The organism is Pseudomonas sp. KH_027 (assembly GCF_057838565.1).
This window is the reverse complement of the sequence record NZ_CM174470.1, coordinates 1,624,585-1,641,036: the sequence shown is the minus strand read 5'-3', so window position 1 is coordinate 1,641,036 and position 16,452 is coordinate 1,624,585. Positions and strand designations below refer to the sequence as shown.

Below are 16,452 nucleotides of genomic sequence, written 5' to 3'. Positions count from 1 at the left end.
ATGCCGCCGACCGCTGCGGTTCTCATTTTTCCCGCCAGAATCGCGCATCTTCGCGCAACCCGTGCGCCACCCCATGGGCACCTAAGACAAAATTCACCGCGCCATGTTCGGCGCTGTCGAAAACCTCCAGTGCCAACGATCGATAGCGCGCCATGACCTGCGGGTGCGGATGACCGAAGGCATTGTTCTGACCACGGGAGATCAGCACCACGCGCGGCGCGACGGCGTGCAGAAAGGCCGCCGACGATGAACTGCGGCTGCCATGATGTGGCGCCTGCAGCCAGTCGGCGCGCAGCTCGCGGCCACTGTCGAGCAAGGCCTGCTCGGCGGCACTGTCGATGTCACCGGTGAGCAGTAGGCGCTCGCCATTGGCTTCGACCATCAGCACGCAAGAGGACGGGTTGCCCGCCTCGGCCTCGGCCCAACGCCAGGTCGAGAAGCGCACGGCGTCCCACTCCCAACTGGCGTCAACGCCGCAGGGCTGCGCCGCCAATTGCGCCGGCAAAGCCGCCGGCTCGCCACTCAGCACCCGCGCCACTGGCATGCCGCGCTGCACCGCCAACGCCCCACCCGCGTGATCGCTGTCGGCGTGACTGAGCAATAACAGATCCAGCCGGCTCACACCCAGCTTGCGCAACGACGGCAACACGATGCGCTCGCCTAGATCGAAATCGCCATAGCGCGGGCCGGCGTCATACAGCAACGCATGGCCATGGGTGCGCAGAACGAAAGAAAGGCCCTGGCCGACATCCAACTGCCAGACCTCGACCTGCCCAGGCGGTGGCTTATGCAACGGCGGGAAGAACAACGGCAGCAGCAACGCCAACCCCAAACCGCGTAACGGCACGCCACTGGGCAGCAGCAACAGCAGGACACCCAGGCTGCCAAGCAGCCAGGCCCACAGCGGCAATGCCGGCGAATACCAGGCCGGCAACCAGCTGGCGATCTGCGCCAGCAGCAGGAATAACCACTCGAGCAGACCGCCGGCCAGCCAGAGCAACGACTCGCCCAACCACGGAACCGGTAATAACACCGTGCCCAGCAACGCCAATGGCACCACCGCCAGGCTGACCCAAGGCACCGCCAGCAGATTCGCCAACGGACCACTGGCACTGATCGGCAGCCCCAGCGCCAGCAACAGCGGCAACAAGCCAAGCGCCATCGTCCATTGCGCACGGCCCCAGGCGCGCCACCAAGACCAGGCACCGAGCCGCCCGCTGAACACCAGAGCCAGAACCGCCACCGCCCCGAAAGACAGCCAGAACCCAGCCTGCAAGCTAACCAGTGGCTCGGCCAACAGCACGGCATTCAGCGCCAGCAGGATCGGCAACCAGACGCCCAGATGGCGAAAACGCAAGCGCCAAAGCAACACCACGGCGACCATTACACAGGCACGCCGGACGGGCACCTCGAAACCGGCCAACAGGCCATAACCGAGGGCCGCGGAAAAAGCCAAGCCACAGGCCCAAGGCAGCCAGGGCAAAAATCGCGGCCACCCGCCCAGACGCGCCAAACCGGCGACCAGGCCATAAACCAAGGCGGCCAGCAGAGCGATGTGCTGCCCCGAGATCACCAGCAGGTGCACCGTGCCGGTGTCCTGCAACAGGCGCCAATCGGCCATGGACAGCCCGGAGTCATCCCCCAGCACCAGGGCCGCCAAAGCGCCTTCCCGGCCCCGGGCCTCGACAGCGAGCAAACGCTGGCGCAAAGCATCCCGCCAGGCCGATGGCCCCTCGGCGGGACGCAGCCGTTCGCCGCCCTTGACCGTGCCGCCCGCCCCGATCCGCTGCGCCAGCAGCCAGGCCTCGTAATCGAAGGTTGGCGGATTGACCAACCCATGGGGCTGTTTCAGTTTGACCGCCAGCCGCCAGCGCTCACCGGCATGCAGCGGCGGACCGGCGTACCAGGCCAGACGCAACCGCTGCGGTAACTGCTCGCGACGCGAGCGGGCACCTTGCAACTGGAAGCGCACCACAGCATCACGGACTTCCGGCAAACCGACCACCTGCCCTTCCAGCCACCGCGTCTGACCGTCCAGACTGCCGGCCAGCCGATCAGCCAAGGCCCAGTGCGCCGACGCGCAGGCCCAGGTAAAGCCGAACAGGAACAACGCCACGGGGTAACTGCGAAACGGCAGCAGCATCAACGCCACTGCCGGCAACAGCCACAACAGCCAGATGGGCGGTAAGCCAGGAAGAAACCGCAGCAGCAAAAGCCCTGCGGCAAGCGCCAACATCCCTGTGCGCATCGTGTCGAACTCCTCGGGGCCTCATCCCTGAGTCAGCCTGCGCCAACCCGGCCCCGCTTATTTGTTGTCACAAAGTCAGAAGCTAGAACACCTACAATCTTGGCATAATCGACGCCTTATGCCCTGCCAGAGAGCTTTTATGCCGCGCCGCCTGTTCAAGCGCTACATGCCCAACCCAGATACCATCAGGGAGCATAAGTCACTGCGCTTTCTCGGCAGCCTGATGCACGACCCCAACCTCTGGCACCTGAATCGTCACTCCGTGGCCCGCGCCATGGCCATGGGGCTGTTTGCGGCGTTCATCCCCCTGCCCCTGCAGATGCTGCTGGCGGCCTGCCTGGCGGTGATGGTACGCGGCAACCTGCCGATCTCGGTCGGGCTGGTGTGGCTGACCAACCCCATCACCATGCCTCCGGTTTTCTACTGCACCTACAAGATGGGCGCCTGGCTTCTGCAAGTTCCGGCTGACGAGATTTCCGTGCAGGTCTGGCCGCGGATCAGTCACTTTTTCGATGAACCATCCTGGGAACTGATCCAACTGCTGTGGAAACCCATCCTGCAACCCTTCCTGCTCGGTTCGGTGGTGTGCGGCATGCTCGCCGGGATCTGCGGCTATCTGCTGACCATGCTCTATTGGCGCTGGTGGGTGCGGCATAGTTGGCAGAAACGCCAAGCCGCGCGGCGCAAGCCGAGCCTGTGAGTGGCCTTGCCGGAAATGCAAAACGCCGCTCGAGGGCGGCGTTTTGCATGGGCTGGCGGATGACTCACTCGTAGCGCAAGGCTTCCGCCGGCTGGATCTGCGCGGCACGCCAGGATGGATAGAGCGTCGCCAGGAAACTCAAGGTGAAGGCCGCCACACAAATCAGCACGACGTCGAAGGCTTGCAGCTCAGAAGGCAGGTTGCTGACGAAGTACACGTCCGAACTGAAAATCTGCTGGCCGCTGACCCGCTCCAGCCAGCCGACCACGGCACTGACATTCAACGCGGCGATCACCCCCAGCACACCGCCGATCAGCGTGCCGATCACCCCGATCACAGTGCCCTGAACCATGAACACCGCCATGATCTGCCCAGGCGTGGCACCCAGGGTACGGAGGATGGCGATATCGCCGCCTTTATCGGCGACCACCATGATCAGCGTGGCGATGATGTTGAACGCCGCCACTGCAACGATCAGCAGCAACAGCAAGCCGATCATGGTTTTTTCCATCTTCATCGCGCTGAACAGGCTGCCCTGGGTCCGCGTCCAGTCGCTGGCGCGGTAGTCGGCGCCGAGCTCAGCGGCTATCGCTGCAGCAACCTGCGGCGCCTGGTACAGATCCTTCAGCGCCAACCGCACGCTCTGCACCTGGGTCGGTTGCATGCGCTGCAACTGCGCGGCGTCGGCAACATGGATCAGCGCCAGCGAGCTGTCCAGCTCGGCACCGACCTTGAACACCCCGACCACGTTCAGGCGCTGCATCCGCGGGGTAATGCCGCCGGGCGCCGAGCTGAGCTCCGGGATGATCAGGGTCAGTTTGTCGCCGACATTCAGGCGGAAACGGCGGGCCGTGATTTCGCCGATGACGATGCCGAAGTCGCCGGCCTTGAGATCGGCCAAACTGCCCTGGACGATGTGCTGACCGATAATCGACACCTTGGTCTCTTCGCGCGGATCGACGCCATTGATCTGAATCGGCTGCATCGTGCCCTTGTACGAGAGCATGCCTTCCAACTCGCTGAACGGCACGGCCGCGGTGACCTGCGGGTTCTTCATCGCCGCCTCCGCCACAGCATGCCAGTCATCCAGCGGCTGCACGTTGGCGATGGTCGCGTGCGGCACCATGCCGAGAATCCGCGAGCTCATTTCCTTCTGGAAACCGTTCATCACCGAGAGCACCACGATCATCGCCAGCACGCCCAGGGCGAGACCGATCATCGAGGTCAGGGAAATGAAGGAGATGAAATGATTGCGGCGCTTGGCGCGGGTATAGCGCAGGCCGATGAAGACACTCAGCGGGCGAAACATCAGGCGGCCACCAACTTGCCGTCTTCCAGGCGCAGCACGCGGTCCATCTGCCGGGCGAGATCCAGGTCGTGGGTCACCACCAGGAATGCGGTTTTCGAGGCGCTGCTCAGCTCGCGCATCAGATCCTGGATGCCCTGCGCCGTATGGTGATCGAGGTTGCCGGTCGGCTCGTCCAGCAGCACCAGCCCGGGCTGGTTGACCAGGGCACGGGCGATGGCCACACGCTGGCGCTCACCACCGGACAGCTCGGCCGGCTTGTGCGCCAGGCGATGGCCCAGCCCAACCCGTTCGAGCAAGGCCGTCGCCCGCTTACGCGCTTCGGGAATCGCGACACGGCCGATCAACAACGGCATGCAGACGTTCTCCAGCGCGGTGAACTCCGGCAGCAGATGATGGAACTGGTAGACGAACCCGAGGGCGCGGTTACGCAGCAGGCCACGGGCCTTCTCATTCAGCGCCGAGAGCTCTTCGCCGGCCAGCCAGACGCTGCCCGTGCTGGGCGTATCGAGGCCGCCGAGCATATTCAGCAAGGTACTCTTGCCCGAGCCCGAGCTGCCGACAATCGCCACCCGCTCGCCCGGATGCAGCTCCAGCTCCAGGCCGGCGAGCACCACCACCGATTGCGGGCCTTCTTCATAGCTCTTGCCCAGGTTGCGGCAGCTCAGAACGGCTCGGTCTTGCATGGCTAAGTCACTCATAACGTAGCGCCTCCGCGGGCTGGGTGCGCGCCGCACGCCAGGCCGGATAAAGAGTGGCGAGGAAGCTCAGCAGCAACGCGGCGGCACACACCAGCAGCACGTCTTCGCTCATCAGCTTCGAAGGTAGATAGTCGATGAAATACACATCGGCATTGAGGAATTTAAGGCCCAGCAGGCGCTCCAGGGCGGCGATCCAGCTGCTCACGTTAAGCGCCGAGATAATCCCGAGCACCGCACCGATCAAGGTGCCGACCACACCGATCACCGTGCCTTGGACCATGAAAATCAGCATGATCTGCCGTGGCGTCGCGCCCAGGGTGCGCAGAATGGCGATATCACCCTTTTTATCGGTAACCACCATCACCAGTGTGGAAATGATATTGAACGCCGCCACCGCCACGATCAGCAGCAGCAGCAAACCGATCATGGCTTTCTCCATACGGATCGCCTGATACAGGTTGCCGTGGGTGCGGGTCCAATCCCGCGCGTAGTAATCCTTGTCGCCCAGTTGCCCGGCAATCTCCCAGGCCGTGCGCGGCGCCTGGAACAGATCGGCGAACTTGAGCCGCAGGCCCTGCACCTGATCGGCCTTCCAGCGGTGCAGCCGGGCGATGTCATTGAGGTTGGTCAGCGCCAGGTAGCCGTCGATTTCACCGGCCCCCACATGGAAAATTCCGACCACTGTGAAGCGCTTGAGCCGCGGAAACATACCCGCCGGCGTGACCGTGACTTCCGGGGCGACGAAGGTGATCTTGTCGCCGATCGTCACCCCCAGCTTGGCCGCCGCCTTATCGCCGATGACGATGCCGAATGCGCCGGCCTTGAGGTCATCGAGGCCGCCCTGCAGAAAGAACTTGTCGATGATCGACACCTGGCGTTCTTCCTGCGGGTCCACCGCATTGATCAACACCTTCTGCACCTTGCCATCGTGAGTCAGCAGGCCCTGCATCTGGGTGAACGGCGCGACGGCCAGCACTTGCGGGTGCTTGAGCACCTTGGCAGCCATGCTGCGCCAGTCGCTGATCGGCTCGGCCGACTCGACCGTGGCGTGCGGCACCATGCCGAGTACGCGGGTGCGCATCTCGTAATCGAAGCCATTCATCACCGACAGCACCACGATCATCACCAGCACGCCGAGGGCGAGCCCGATCATCGAAGTCAGGGAGATGAACGAAACGAAATGGTTGCGGCGTTTTGCGCGCGTATAACGGGCGCCGATAAATACGGACAGCGGTCTGAACATAGAGGAAGTTGATTCGCTGGCGAAAGAGGAGTCGTCCTGCTGGCTCGAATTGCAGAGTGGCGGGGCTTGGCAAGCGGCCTTACACTCTGACCACCACCCTTGCCATGGGTTCGCCATGACGTCACAAGATGAAGATGATCGCCGCGAATACTATCGTATCGAGGACACGATCGCACTGGAATTCAGCCTCTTGTCGGGCGCCGACGCGCTCGCCAGTGAGGTGCTGCACGACGCCTCGCCGCTGTTCAATCTGCTCAGCGATCTGCACCTGACCGATTTCGAGTCGCAGCACCTGCTGCGGCAGATCAGTGAGCGCGATCGCACCCTGGCCAACTACCTGAAGGTCATCAACAAACGTATCGACCTGCTCGGCCAGGCCCTTGCGCAAAGCCTGCTGCGTGACATCGGCACGCCCACGCAGGTGACCCTCTCAGAAGGCGGGGTCAGCTTCGACCACGCGCAAGCGGTGACCGTCGGCGCGCACCTGGCGATCAAGATGGTGCTGATGCCGCAAGCCCTGGGACTGCTGTTGCGCGCCCAGGTGATCCACTGCCGGCAACGCGATAACGGCCTTTTTGAGATTGGCACCGAGTTTGAAGCCTTGACCGACGCCCAGCGCCAACTGCTCGCTCGGCATATTCTGCAAAAGCAGGCGTTGCAACGCCGGCTGGCCCGCGAAAACGCCTAACTCGCCTAAAGAGATGCCGATGTCGCGCTTCGTTCTGCTGATCGCCCTGCTGCTGCCGCTTCCCGGCTTCGCTGAAACCCTCGAGATCCCGGTTGGCCAGCAAGGGCAAACGACTATCGCCCTGCCCACTCGCGGCCAGTCGCAGCACACAGTGCTCGAGCGTTTTGGCCTGCCCGATGAAGAACATCCCGCCGTTGGCAAACCGCCCATCAGCCGCTGGGACTACCGCGAGTTCAGCGTCTACTTCGAAAGCGGCCAGGTAGTCGACAGCGTGCGCCACCACCAGCCGCGCTACCCAACCGAACCAAACCAGCAGCAACAGCCAGTCAAGGAGCAACCGTGACCCTGATCTACGGCCACCGCGGCGCCAAGGGCGAAGCACCGGAAAACACCCTGAGCAGTTTCCAGCGCTGCCTGGAGCACGGCGTGCGCCGCTGCGAACTGGACCTGCATCTGTCGCGCGACGGCGAACTGATGGTGATCCACGACCCGACCCTGAAGCGCACTACCGGCCACCGTGGCAAGGTGGTGGAGCACGGGGCCGCCGAACTGGCGACCTACGACGCGCGCAAAGGCGGCCCGGGCTGGGTGCACCCCTGCCCGATCCCACGCCTGGAGGAGCTGTTCGAGAAGTGCGACTTCGAGCACTGGCAGCTGGAAGTGAAAAGCGCCTCACGGGTTCGCGCCGCGCGCACCGTGCTGGCGATTCAGGCATTGGCGCAGCGCTTCGGCCTGGTCGACAAGGTCACCGTCACCTCCAGCTCGCGGGAAGTGCTGCGCGCCCTGACACGCCTGACCCCGGAGTTGTCCCGTGGCCTGGTGGCGGAGTATGCCTGGCTCGACCCACTCAAGGTGGCGCAGAACTACGGTTGCACCTTGCTGGCGCTGAACTGGACGCTGTGCACCCCGGAACGCCTGCTCAGAGCCCAGAAGCAGGGGCTGCACGTGTCGGTATGGACGGTTAACGAGCCGGCGCTGATGCGCCGGCTCGCCGACTTCGGCGTGGACAGCCTGATTACAGACTTTCCCGGTTTGGCCAGCGCCACTCTCGCGAATCGCTGACACCTAAAAAGTCATCGCCCCCGACCGGTTCAGGCCACCGGTCGGAGCCGCTCAAAAAAGCCGGTTGAGACCGTCGAACGCCGCCACCCGATAGGCTTCCGCCATGGTCGGGTAGTTGAAGGTGGTATTGACGAAGTACTTGATGCTGTTCGCCTCGCCCTTCTGGTTCATGATCGCCTGGCCGATATGGACGATCTCCGAGGCCTGGTAACCGAAGCAGTGCACGCCCAGTATTTGCAGGGTTTCGCGGTGAAACAGCAGCTTCAGCATGCCCACCGGCTCGCCGGCGATCTGTGAGCGCGCCATACCCTTGAAGAAGGCCTTGCCCACCTCGTAGGGGATCTTCGCCTGGGTCAGCTCATGCTCGGTCTTGCCGATCGAGCTAATCTCCGGAATCGTGTAGATACCCGTCGGCACGTCGTCGACAAAACGCCAACTGCCGTCCTCGATGATGCTGCCGGCGGCCGAACGACCTTGGTCGAACGCGGCACTGGCCAGACTCGGCCAGCCGATCACATCGCCCGCCGCATAGACATTCGAGGCGCTGGTTCGATAGCGCTCGTCGACCTCGATCTGGCCACGGCTGTTGACCTTGATGCCAATGTTTTCCAGGCCAAGTTTGTCGGTGTTGCCAGTACGCCCGTTACACCAGAGCAATGCATCGGCCTTGATCTTCTTGCCGGATTTCAGGTGCAGCACCACGCCGTTATCCACCCCCTCAATGCGCTCGTAATCCTCGTTGTGACGGATCAGCACATTGTTGTTGCGCAGGTGGTAGCTGAGCGCATCGGAGATTTCGCCATCGAGGAAGCTCAGCAACTGGTCACGGTTGTCGATCAAGTCGACCAACACACCCAAGCCGCTGAAAATCGACGCGTACTCGCAACCGATCACCCCGGCACCGTAGATGATCAGGCGGCGCGGGGTGTGGCTGAGGTTCAGGATGGTGTCGCTGTCGTAGACCCGTGGGTGGCTGAAATCGATGTCAGCCGGGCGATACGGACGCGAGCCGGTGGCCACGACGATCTGCGTGGCGACCAGCTTCTCCACCACGCCGTTCGGGCATACCACTTCGATGGTCTGCTCATCGGCAAAACTGCCGGTACCGAAGAACAGATCGACGCGATTGCGCGCGTAGTAACCGGTGCGCGAGGTGACCTGCTTGGAAATCACCCGCTCCGCGCTTTTCAGCACATCGGGGAAGGAGAACCAGCGCGGCTCGCCGATCTGCCGAAAGATCGGGTTGGTGTTGAACTGCATGATCTGCCGCACCGAGTGACGCAGCGCCTTGGACGGGATGGTGCCGAGGTGCGTGCAGTTGCCGCCGACTTCGCGACGATTGTCGACCACGGCAACCTTTTTCCCGGCTTTGACGGCGTTCATCGCCGCCCCTTCGCCCGCTGGCCCCGAACCCAGCACCACTACGTCGTAGTTGTAGACCGCCATGTTTACTCCTCTGGTACAGACCAGGACACCCGCTTGCGCCCTTGGCAAGGCCACGACAGCCCGTGTCGTGGCAACTCGAATATCAAATGCAGCTTAACTGTGCTGCTTGGCGCTGCACATTAGCGCTTGGTCGCGTGGTAGGCGAGCTTTGCCTCCACTACATCCGCTAATCCGCCTGTGCGCCTTGTCGTTATGGCGCAAATTGGCGCTCGAAGGCAGTCGTGCCTCGGGCGACAAAGCCGCCACTTTCACGACTCACGAAAAAAGCCGCAATCCCGGCCTGCTCGGCGAACGCCATTCCGCGCTCCGGGCCGAGCACCATCAGTAAAGTCGATAGCCCATCGGCTTGCAGGGCCGACGAATGAGCCACGGTGACCGCCGCCAGGTTGTGCGTGATAGGCGCGCCGGTGTGCGGGTCGAGGGTGTGGGAATAGCGCTTGCCGCTCTCCTCGAAGTAATTGCGGTAGTCGCCCGAGGTGGATAGAGCATAGCCATCCAGTTGCAGCAGCCGCTGCGCAACCTGCTGGTCGTCGCGCGGCGCTTCGATCGCCACGCGCCAGGGCGAGCCATCGGCTTTGCGCCCCCGCGCCTTCAACTCGCCAGTGACATCCACCAGGTAGTTGTCGATGCCCAGTTCACCCAGCCGCTGCGCAATCCGGTCCACCGTATAACCGGCGGCAATAGCATTGAGATCGAGCTGCACGGCCAGGTCTTTACACAACTGCTGGCCATCGATGCGCACATGCCGATGGCCGACCAAGGCCAGCGCCTGCGCCACTTGCGCCGCGCTCGGCACGCGCTGGCCGCGCGATTGCGGGCCAAAGCCCCACAGTTCGAGCAAGGGCCCGACCGTCAAATCGAAGGCTCCGGCGCTCTGCTGCGACAGAGCTTCGCCGGCCCGCACCAGTTCCAGCACCGGTTCTGGCATGGCCTGACAGCTGTCAGCCGGCAATTGATTGAAACGCTCGACCGCCGAATCGCTGCGGTAGGTCGACATCTGCTGGTCGACCTCAGCCAGGATCGCCTCGACCTCGACCTTGACGTTATCCGCGGCCGGCGTGCTGGGCGTCGGCACGAACTTGATCGAATAACGGCTGCCCATGGTCGGGCCACTGAGCTCTGCGAGCCCCTCGGACAAGCCGCATCCGGCCAGCAGTACCGCCAGCACGACGCTCGACATCGACGGCAACAACACGAATCCCACAGCACCCCCTCGAGCCAACAAACCAATGGATCGGCACCGTACAGCCATCCGGATCGTAAAATGCAGAACGGGAGCCAAAGCTCCCGTCCTGTTGTTTACCTGGTTTCGCGCACTCAGTGCGGGAAGGCTGGCGGGTTGACCCCGGCCATGTCTTCCATCACGCGCACCACCTGGCAGCTGTAACCGAATTCGTTGTCGTACCAGACGTACAGCACAACGCGGTTGTCATTGCAGATGGTCGCTTCGGCGTCGACCACACCGGCGTGACGCGAGCCGACGAAGTCAGTGGACACCACTTCCAGCGAATTGACGAAATCGATCTGCTTGTGCAGATCCGAGTGCAGCGCCATGTAGCGCAGGTACTCGTTCATCTCTTCGCGGGTGGAAGGCTTTTCCAGGTTCAGGTTGAGGATCGCCATCGACACGTTCGGCGTCGGCACGCGAATCGCGTTACCGGTCAACTTGCCCGCCAGCTCCGGCAACGCCTTGGCCGCCGCAGTGGCTGCGCCGGTCTCGGTGATCACCATATTCAACGGCGCACTGCGACCACGACGATCGCCCTTGTGGAAGTTGTCGATCAGGTTCTGGTCGTTGGTGTACGAGTGAACGGTTTCGACGTGGCCATTGACGATGCCGAACTTGTCATTCACCGCCTTGAGCACTGGCACGATGGCGTTGGTGGTGCAGGAAGCGGCGGAAATGATCTTGTCGTCAGCGCTGATTTCGCCATGGTTGATGCCATGCACGATGTTCTTCAGCTTGCCCTTGCCCGGTGCGGTCAGCACCACGCGATCGATACCCGGACAGGCCAGGTGTTGACCCAGGCCCTCGGCATCGCGCCAGACGCCGGTGTTATCGACCAGCAGCGCGTTGTCGATGCCGTACTGGGTGTAATCCACTTCTTTCGGCTCTTTGGCGTAGATCACCTGAATCAGGTTGCCGTTGGCCGTCAGGGTGTTGTTTTCTTCGTCGACGGTGATGGTGCCGTCGAACGGACCATGCACCGAGTCGCGCCGCAGCAGGCTGGCGCGCTTGACCAGGTCATTGGTCGCGCCCTTGCGCACGACGATGGCGCGCAGGCGCAGGCCGTCGCCACCACCGGTTTTCTCGATCAGGATGCGTGCCAGCAGGCGGCCGATCCGACCAAAACCGTACAGCACCACGTCGGTGCCTTTGCGGGCGGTACCATTCTGCTTGCCGACCACATCGGCCAGTTCGTCACGGACGAACTTCTCGATGCTGCGGCCATTGGCTTCGGTCTTGAACTTGACGACCATCTTGCCCAGGTCGACCGAGGCGGCGCCCAACTTGAGCCCGCTCATTTCCTTGAGAACGGCAAAGGTCTCGTGCACCGACAGTTCGCTGTCGTCCGCTTGGCGGTGGCGAGCAAAACGGTGTGCTTTGAGGATCGCAATCACCGAACGGTTGATCAGGCTGCGGCCATAGATCGAGCTCACCACATTGTTATTGCGGTAGAGCTGACCGATCAGCGGAATCATCGCCTCGGCGAGCGCTTCACGATCAATCCATTCACCAAGACACTGGTCAGGCTTCTGAGTCACGGGCAGTACCTTCGACATATGTAGGGGCTGAAAAAAGGGGCTACATTATGACGGTCCCGGCAACCGGGAGCAATCTGCAGCGGACGAAACACTGACAGCAGATCGCGCGGATAGTTACAATCCGCCCGGTCAACCCTCGACCGGAGCCACGACCACTCGTGTCCGTATTGCGCCTACCCACTCTGCCTGCCGCTTCCGGCAAACAACACTGGGGCAACTTGCCCGGCGCTGCGCTCAGCTTAGCTATTGCTGAAGCCGCCAGCACGGCCAAACGCTTCACCCTGCTGCTGACTGCCGACAGCCAGAGCGCCGAACGCCTGGAGCAGGAACTGCGCTTCTTCGCGCCGGAACTGCCGGTGTTGCACTTCCCGGACTGGGAAACCCTGCCCTATGACGTGTTTTCGCCGCATCAGGACATCATTTCCCAGCGCATTGCCAGCCTCTATCGGCTGCCGGAACTGACCCACGGCATTCTGGTCGTACCGATCACCACCGCCCTGCACCGCCTGGCGCCGACGCGTTTTCTGCTCGGCAGCAGCCTGGTGCTGGATGTCGGACAGAAGCTCGATGTCGAGCAGATGCGCACGCGCCTGGAGGCCACCGGCTACCGCTGCGTGGATACGGTCTATGAACACGGCGAATTTGCCGTGCGCGGCGCGCTGATCGACCTGTTCCCGATGGGCAATCCGCTGCCGTATCGCATCGACCTGTTCGATGACGAGATCGAAACCCTGCGCACCTTTGATCCGGAAACCCAGCGCTCGATCGACAAAGTCGAGTCGATCCGCCTGTTGCCGGCGCGCGAATTTCCGCTGAACAAAGAAGCCGTTACCGGCTTTCGCGCCCGCTTTCGCGAGCGCTTCGACGTCGATTTCCGGCGCTGCACCATCTACCAGGACCTCAACAGCGGCATCACCCCTGCCGGCATCGAGTACTACCTGCCGCTGTTCTTCGACGAAAGCGCCACCCTGTTCGACTACCTGCCGACGGATACCCAGGTGTTTTCCCTGCCGGGCATCGAACAGGCCAGCGAGCACTTCTGGAACGACGTGCGCAACCGCTACGAAGAACGCCGCGTCGACCTCGAGCGCCCGCTGCTACCGCCGACCGAACTCTTCCTGCCGGTCGAAGACTGCTTCGCCCGCCTGAAGAACTGGCCGCGCGTGGTGGTCAGCCAGCAGGACGTGGATGCCGGCGTCGGCCGCGAGCGCTTCCCCGCCCGCGACCTGCCTGACCTGGCGATCCAGGCCAAGGCCAACCAACCACTGGCGGCCCTGGCGCAGTTCCTCGACGAATTCCCCGGCCGCGTGCTGTTCACCGCCGAATCCGCCGGGCGCCGCGAAGTCCTGCTGGAACTGCTGGCGCGCCTGCACCTGCGACCACAGGCGGTCGACGGCTGGCAGGACTTCATCGACAGCTCAGAACGCCTGGCGATTACCATCGCGCCGCTGGATGACGGCCTGCTGCTCGATCAGCCCGCGGTAGCGCTGATCGCCGAAAGCCCGCTGTTCGGGCAACGGGTGATGCAGCGCCGGCGCCGGGAAAAACGCAGCGACAATGGCGATGCGGTGATCAAGAACCTCACCGAGCTGCGCGAAGGCGCGCCGGTGGTGCATATCGACCATGGCGTCGGCCGCTACCTCGGCCTGGCCACCCTGGACGTCGACAACCAGACCGCCGAATTTCTCATGCTCGCCTACGCCGACGAGGCCAAGCTGTATGTGCCTGTCGCCAGCCTGCACCTGATCGCCCGCTACACCGGCAGCGATGACGCCCTGGCGCCCTTGCACCGGCTCGGCTCGGAAACCTGGCAGAAGGCCAAGCGCAAGGCCGCCGAGCAGGTCCGCGATGTGGCCGCCGAACTGCTGGACATCTATGCCCGCCGCGCCGCCCGCGAAGGCTATGCCTTCAAGGACCCGCTGGCCGACTACGCCACCTTCAGCGCCGGCTTCCCCTTCGAGGAAACCCTGGATCAGCAGACCACCATCGACGCCGTGATGGCCGACATGCTGGCGCCCAAGCCCATGGATCGCCTGGTCTGCGGCGATGTCGGCTTCGGCAAGACCGAAGTGGCCATGCGCGCCGCCTTCATTGCCGTACACAGCGGCCGACAGGTGGCGATTCTGGTGCCGACCACCCTGCTCGCCCAACAACACTACAACAGCTTTCGCGACCGCTTCGCCGACTGGCCGGTAACGGTCGAGGTCATGAGCCGCTTCAAGTCGAACAAGGAGATCGAGACGGCGGTGCAGCAATTGGTCGAAGGCAAGATCGACATCATCATCGGCACCCACAAGCTGCTGCAGGACGATGTGAAGATCAAGAACCTCGGTCTGGTGATCATCGACGAAGAGCACCGCTTCGGGGTACGCCAGAAAGAGCAGCTCAAGGCCCTGCGCAGCGAAGTCGACATCCTCACCCTGACCGCTACGCCGATCCCGCGCACACTGAACATGGCCGTATCGGGCATGCGCGACCTGTCGATCATCGCCACGCCGCCGGCGCGTCGCCTGTCGGTGCGCACCTTCGTCATGGAACAACAGAAGCCGATCATCAAAGAGGCCCTGCTGCGTGAGCTGCTGCGCGGCGGCCAGGTCTATTACCTGCACAACGATGTGAAAACCATCGAGAAATGCGCCGCCGACCTCGCCGAACTGGTGCCCGAGGCGCGCATCGGCATCGGCCACGGGCAGATGCGCGAGCGCGACCTGGAACAGGTGATGAGCGACTTCTACCACAAGCGCTTCAACGTGCTGATCGCCTCGACCATCATCGAAACCGGTATCGACGTGCCGAGCGCCAATACCATCATCATCGAGCGCGCCGACAAGTTCGGCCTGGCGCAGCTGCACCAGTTGCGCGGCCGGGTCGGGCGCAGCCACCACCAGGCCTACGCCTACCTGTTGACGCCACCGCGCAAGCAGATGACCCCGGATGCGGAAAAGCGCCTGGAGGCCATCGCCAACACCCAGGACCTCGGCGCCGGCTTCGTGCTGGCGACCAACGACCTGGAAATCCGCGGTGCCGGCGAACTGCTCGGCGATGGCCAGAGCGGGCAGATCCAGGCGGTTGGTTTTACCCTCTATATGGAAATGCTCGAACGCGCGGTGAAAGCCATCCGCAAGGGCGAGCAGCCCAACCTGGATCAGCCGCTCGGCGGCGGGCCGGAAATCAACCTGCGAGTACCGGCCCTGATTCCCGACGCCTACCTGCCGGACGTGCACACCCGCCTGATCCTCTACAAACGCATCGCCTCGGCGGCCGATGAAGACAGCCTGAAGGAGCTGCAAGTCGAGATGATAGACCGCTTCGGTCTGCTGCCGGAGCCGAGCAAGAACCTGGTGCGCCTGACCCTGCTGAAACTGCAGGCCGAACAGCTGGGGATCAAGAAGCTCGACGCCGGCCCGCAGGGTGGACGCATCGAATTTGCCGCCGACACCAAGGTCGATCCCCTGGTGCTGATCAAATTGATCCAGGGCCAACCGACGCGCTACAAGTTCGAAGGCGCCACCCAGTTCAAATTCCAGGTCCCGATGGAGCGCCCGGAAGAGCGATTCAATACAATCGAGGCACTCTTCGAGCGCCTGACCCCAAAAGCCACCTAGATGCTGTCGCGACGCGTCCAGGCGACTCGCCAAACACCCATGAAGGATTAGCCCATGCGCTTGTTTCGTCACCTGCTTCTGTTACTCACGCTGGCCACCCCGACAGCCTTCGCCGAGGGCCTGTATCAGGTCGAACTGATCCTGTTTCGCCAGGCTGGCGAACCGGTTCCAGCCAGCCAGACCGCACCGGATGAATGGGCCGCCGGCGCGCAGGCAGTGGCTGCCGGCAGTGAACGCGGTACGGCCTTGAACGCCGAAGCCGCCAAGCTCACCGCCGCCAATGGCTACGAAGTATTGCTGCACCAGGCCTGGCAACAGAGCGTTGGCGAAGCCGCGACGAAAGTCGCCCTGTCGAGCGGCAAGCAGCAGTTCGGCCACTCCCCGGTGGAAGGCACGTTGAGCCTGAAACAGCTGCGTTTCGTCGACCTGGAAAGCGATTTCTGGATCAACCAGTTCGACGCCGACGGTCTGCTGACCGGCAGCGAACGCTTCAAGCAGGGCGCCCGCCTGAAGAGCGGCGAGCTGACCTACCTGGATCACTCCAGCCTGGGCATGCTGATCCGCATCACCCCGCTCTGAGAACCGCCTAACAGGCTACCGCACGTGACCCGCGCGGCTTGAAACAAGCCCTTCACGGGCAATAAAAAGGGCCGCTGAGTAAGCGGCCCTTTTTTATCGCTGCAGAAA

At 63.1% G+C, this 16,452-nt stretch carries 13 protein-coding genes; 6 read left to right on the top strand and 7 right to left on the bottom strand.

Features of this window, described 5'->3' with window-relative positions:
* Positions 1-22: 22 nt before the first annotated feature.
* Positions 23-2,248: a DNA internalization-related competence protein ComEC/Rec2 gene (locus AC3IYG_RS07700; protein ID WP_489313197.1), complete on the bottom strand. Its 2,226-nt coding sequence runs from the start codon at positions 2,246-2,248 to the stop codon at positions 23-25.
* Positions 2,249-2,387: 139 nt separating this feature from the next.
* Between AC3IYG_RS07700 and AC3IYG_RS07695 the strand changes: the two genes are divergently transcribed.
* Complete coding sequence (locus tag AC3IYG_RS07695; protein WP_489313196.1) at positions 2,388-2,948, top strand: DUF2062 domain-containing protein; 561 nt, start codon at positions 2,388-2,390, stop codon at positions 2,946-2,948.
* A gap of 64 nt (positions 2,949-3,012) precedes the next feature.
* Here the strand turns inward: AC3IYG_RS07695 and AC3IYG_RS07690 are convergent, their stop codons facing one another.
* The 3 genes from AC3IYG_RS07690 to AC3IYG_RS07680 are packed head-to-tail and all read right to left on the bottom strand — an operon-like array spanning position 3,013 to position 6,198.
* The gene (locus AC3IYG_RS07690) at positions 3,013-4,257 is read right to left on the bottom strand and encodes a lipoprotein-releasing ABC transporter permease subunit (RefSeq protein ID WP_489313195.1); all 1,245 of its coding nucleotides are present in this window, start codon (positions 4,255-4,257) and stop codon (positions 3,013-3,015) included.
* The gene (gene lolD / locus AC3IYG_RS07685) at positions 4,257-4,940 is read right to left on the bottom strand and encodes a lipoprotein-releasing ABC transporter ATP-binding protein LolD (protein WP_489313865.1); all 684 of its coding nucleotides are present in this window, start codon (positions 4,938-4,940) and stop codon (positions 4,257-4,259) included. The genes AC3IYG_RS07690 and lolD overlap by 1 nt, the downstream gene beginning before the upstream one ends.
* Positions 4,941-4,947: 7 nt before the next feature.
* Positions 4,948-6,198 (bottom strand): lipoprotein-releasing ABC transporter permease subunit, encoded by a 1,251-nt coding sequence (locus AC3IYG_RS07680; protein ID WP_489313194.1) that lies wholly within the window; start codon positions 6,196-6,198, stop codon positions 4,948-4,950.
* Positions 6,199-6,313: 115 nt separating this feature from the next.
* Between AC3IYG_RS07680 and AC3IYG_RS07675 the strand changes: the two genes are divergently transcribed.
* Genes AC3IYG_RS07675 through AC3IYG_RS07665 form a run of 3 tightly spaced genes read left to right on the top strand, consistent with a single transcriptional unit; the run spans position 6,314 to position 7,948 of the window.
* Entirely contained in the window at positions 6,314-6,886 is a 573-nt protein-coding gene (locus AC3IYG_RS07675) for a PilZ domain-containing protein (protein WP_489313193.1), read from the top strand.
* 19 nt (positions 6,887-6,905) lie between these two features.
* Positions 6,906-7,229, top strand: a complete 324-nt coding sequence (locus tag AC3IYG_RS07670; protein ID WP_489313192.1) for a phosphodiesterase — start codon at positions 6,906-6,908, stop codon at positions 7,227-7,229.
* Positions 7,226-7,948, top strand: coding sequence for a glycerophosphodiester phosphodiesterase (locus AC3IYG_RS07665; RefSeq protein ID WP_489313191.1), 723 nt, complete (start codon positions 7,226-7,228; stop codon positions 7,946-7,948). Before AC3IYG_RS07670 ends, AC3IYG_RS07665 begins: the two co-directional genes overlap by 4 nt.
* 51 nt (positions 7,949-7,999) lie before the next feature.
* Here the strand turns inward: AC3IYG_RS07665 and sthA are convergent, their stop codons facing one another.
* From sthA to AC3IYG_RS07650, 3 genes are all read right to left on the bottom strand, one after another.
* A complete protein-coding gene (sthA, locus tag AC3IYG_RS07660) occupies positions 8,000-9,394 on the bottom strand; it encodes a Si-specific NAD(P)(+) transhydrogenase (protein WP_489313190.1) in 1,395 nt (464 codons plus the stop codon).
* Between the two features lie 190 nt (positions 9,395-9,584).
* Positions 9,585-10,574: an FAD:protein FMN transferase gene (locus tag AC3IYG_RS07655; RefSeq protein ID WP_489313864.1), complete on the bottom strand. Its 990-nt coding sequence runs from the start codon at positions 10,572-10,574 to the stop codon at positions 9,585-9,587.
* Positions 10,575-10,711: 137 nt separating this feature from the next.
* Positions 10,712-12,178: a glyceraldehyde-3-phosphate dehydrogenase gene (locus tag AC3IYG_RS07650; protein WP_489313189.1), complete on the bottom strand. Its 1,467-nt coding sequence runs from the start codon at positions 12,176-12,178 to the stop codon at positions 10,712-10,714.
* A 140-nt stretch (positions 12,179-12,318) separates the two neighbouring features.
* On the opposite strand from AC3IYG_RS07650, the gene mfd reads away from it, so the two are divergent.
* Positions 12,319-15,765: a transcription-repair coupling factor gene (gene mfd / locus AC3IYG_RS07645; RefSeq protein ID WP_489313188.1), complete on the top strand. Its 3,447-nt coding sequence runs from the start codon at positions 12,319-12,321 to the stop codon at positions 15,763-15,765.
* A gap of 54 nt (positions 15,766-15,819) precedes the next feature.
* On the top strand, positions 15,820-16,344 hold the full coding sequence (locus AC3IYG_RS07640; protein ID WP_489313187.1) for a CsiV family protein: 525 nt from the start codon (positions 15,820-15,822) through the stop codon (positions 16,342-16,344).
* The last annotated feature ends 108 nt before the right edge of the window (positions 16,345-16,452 follow it).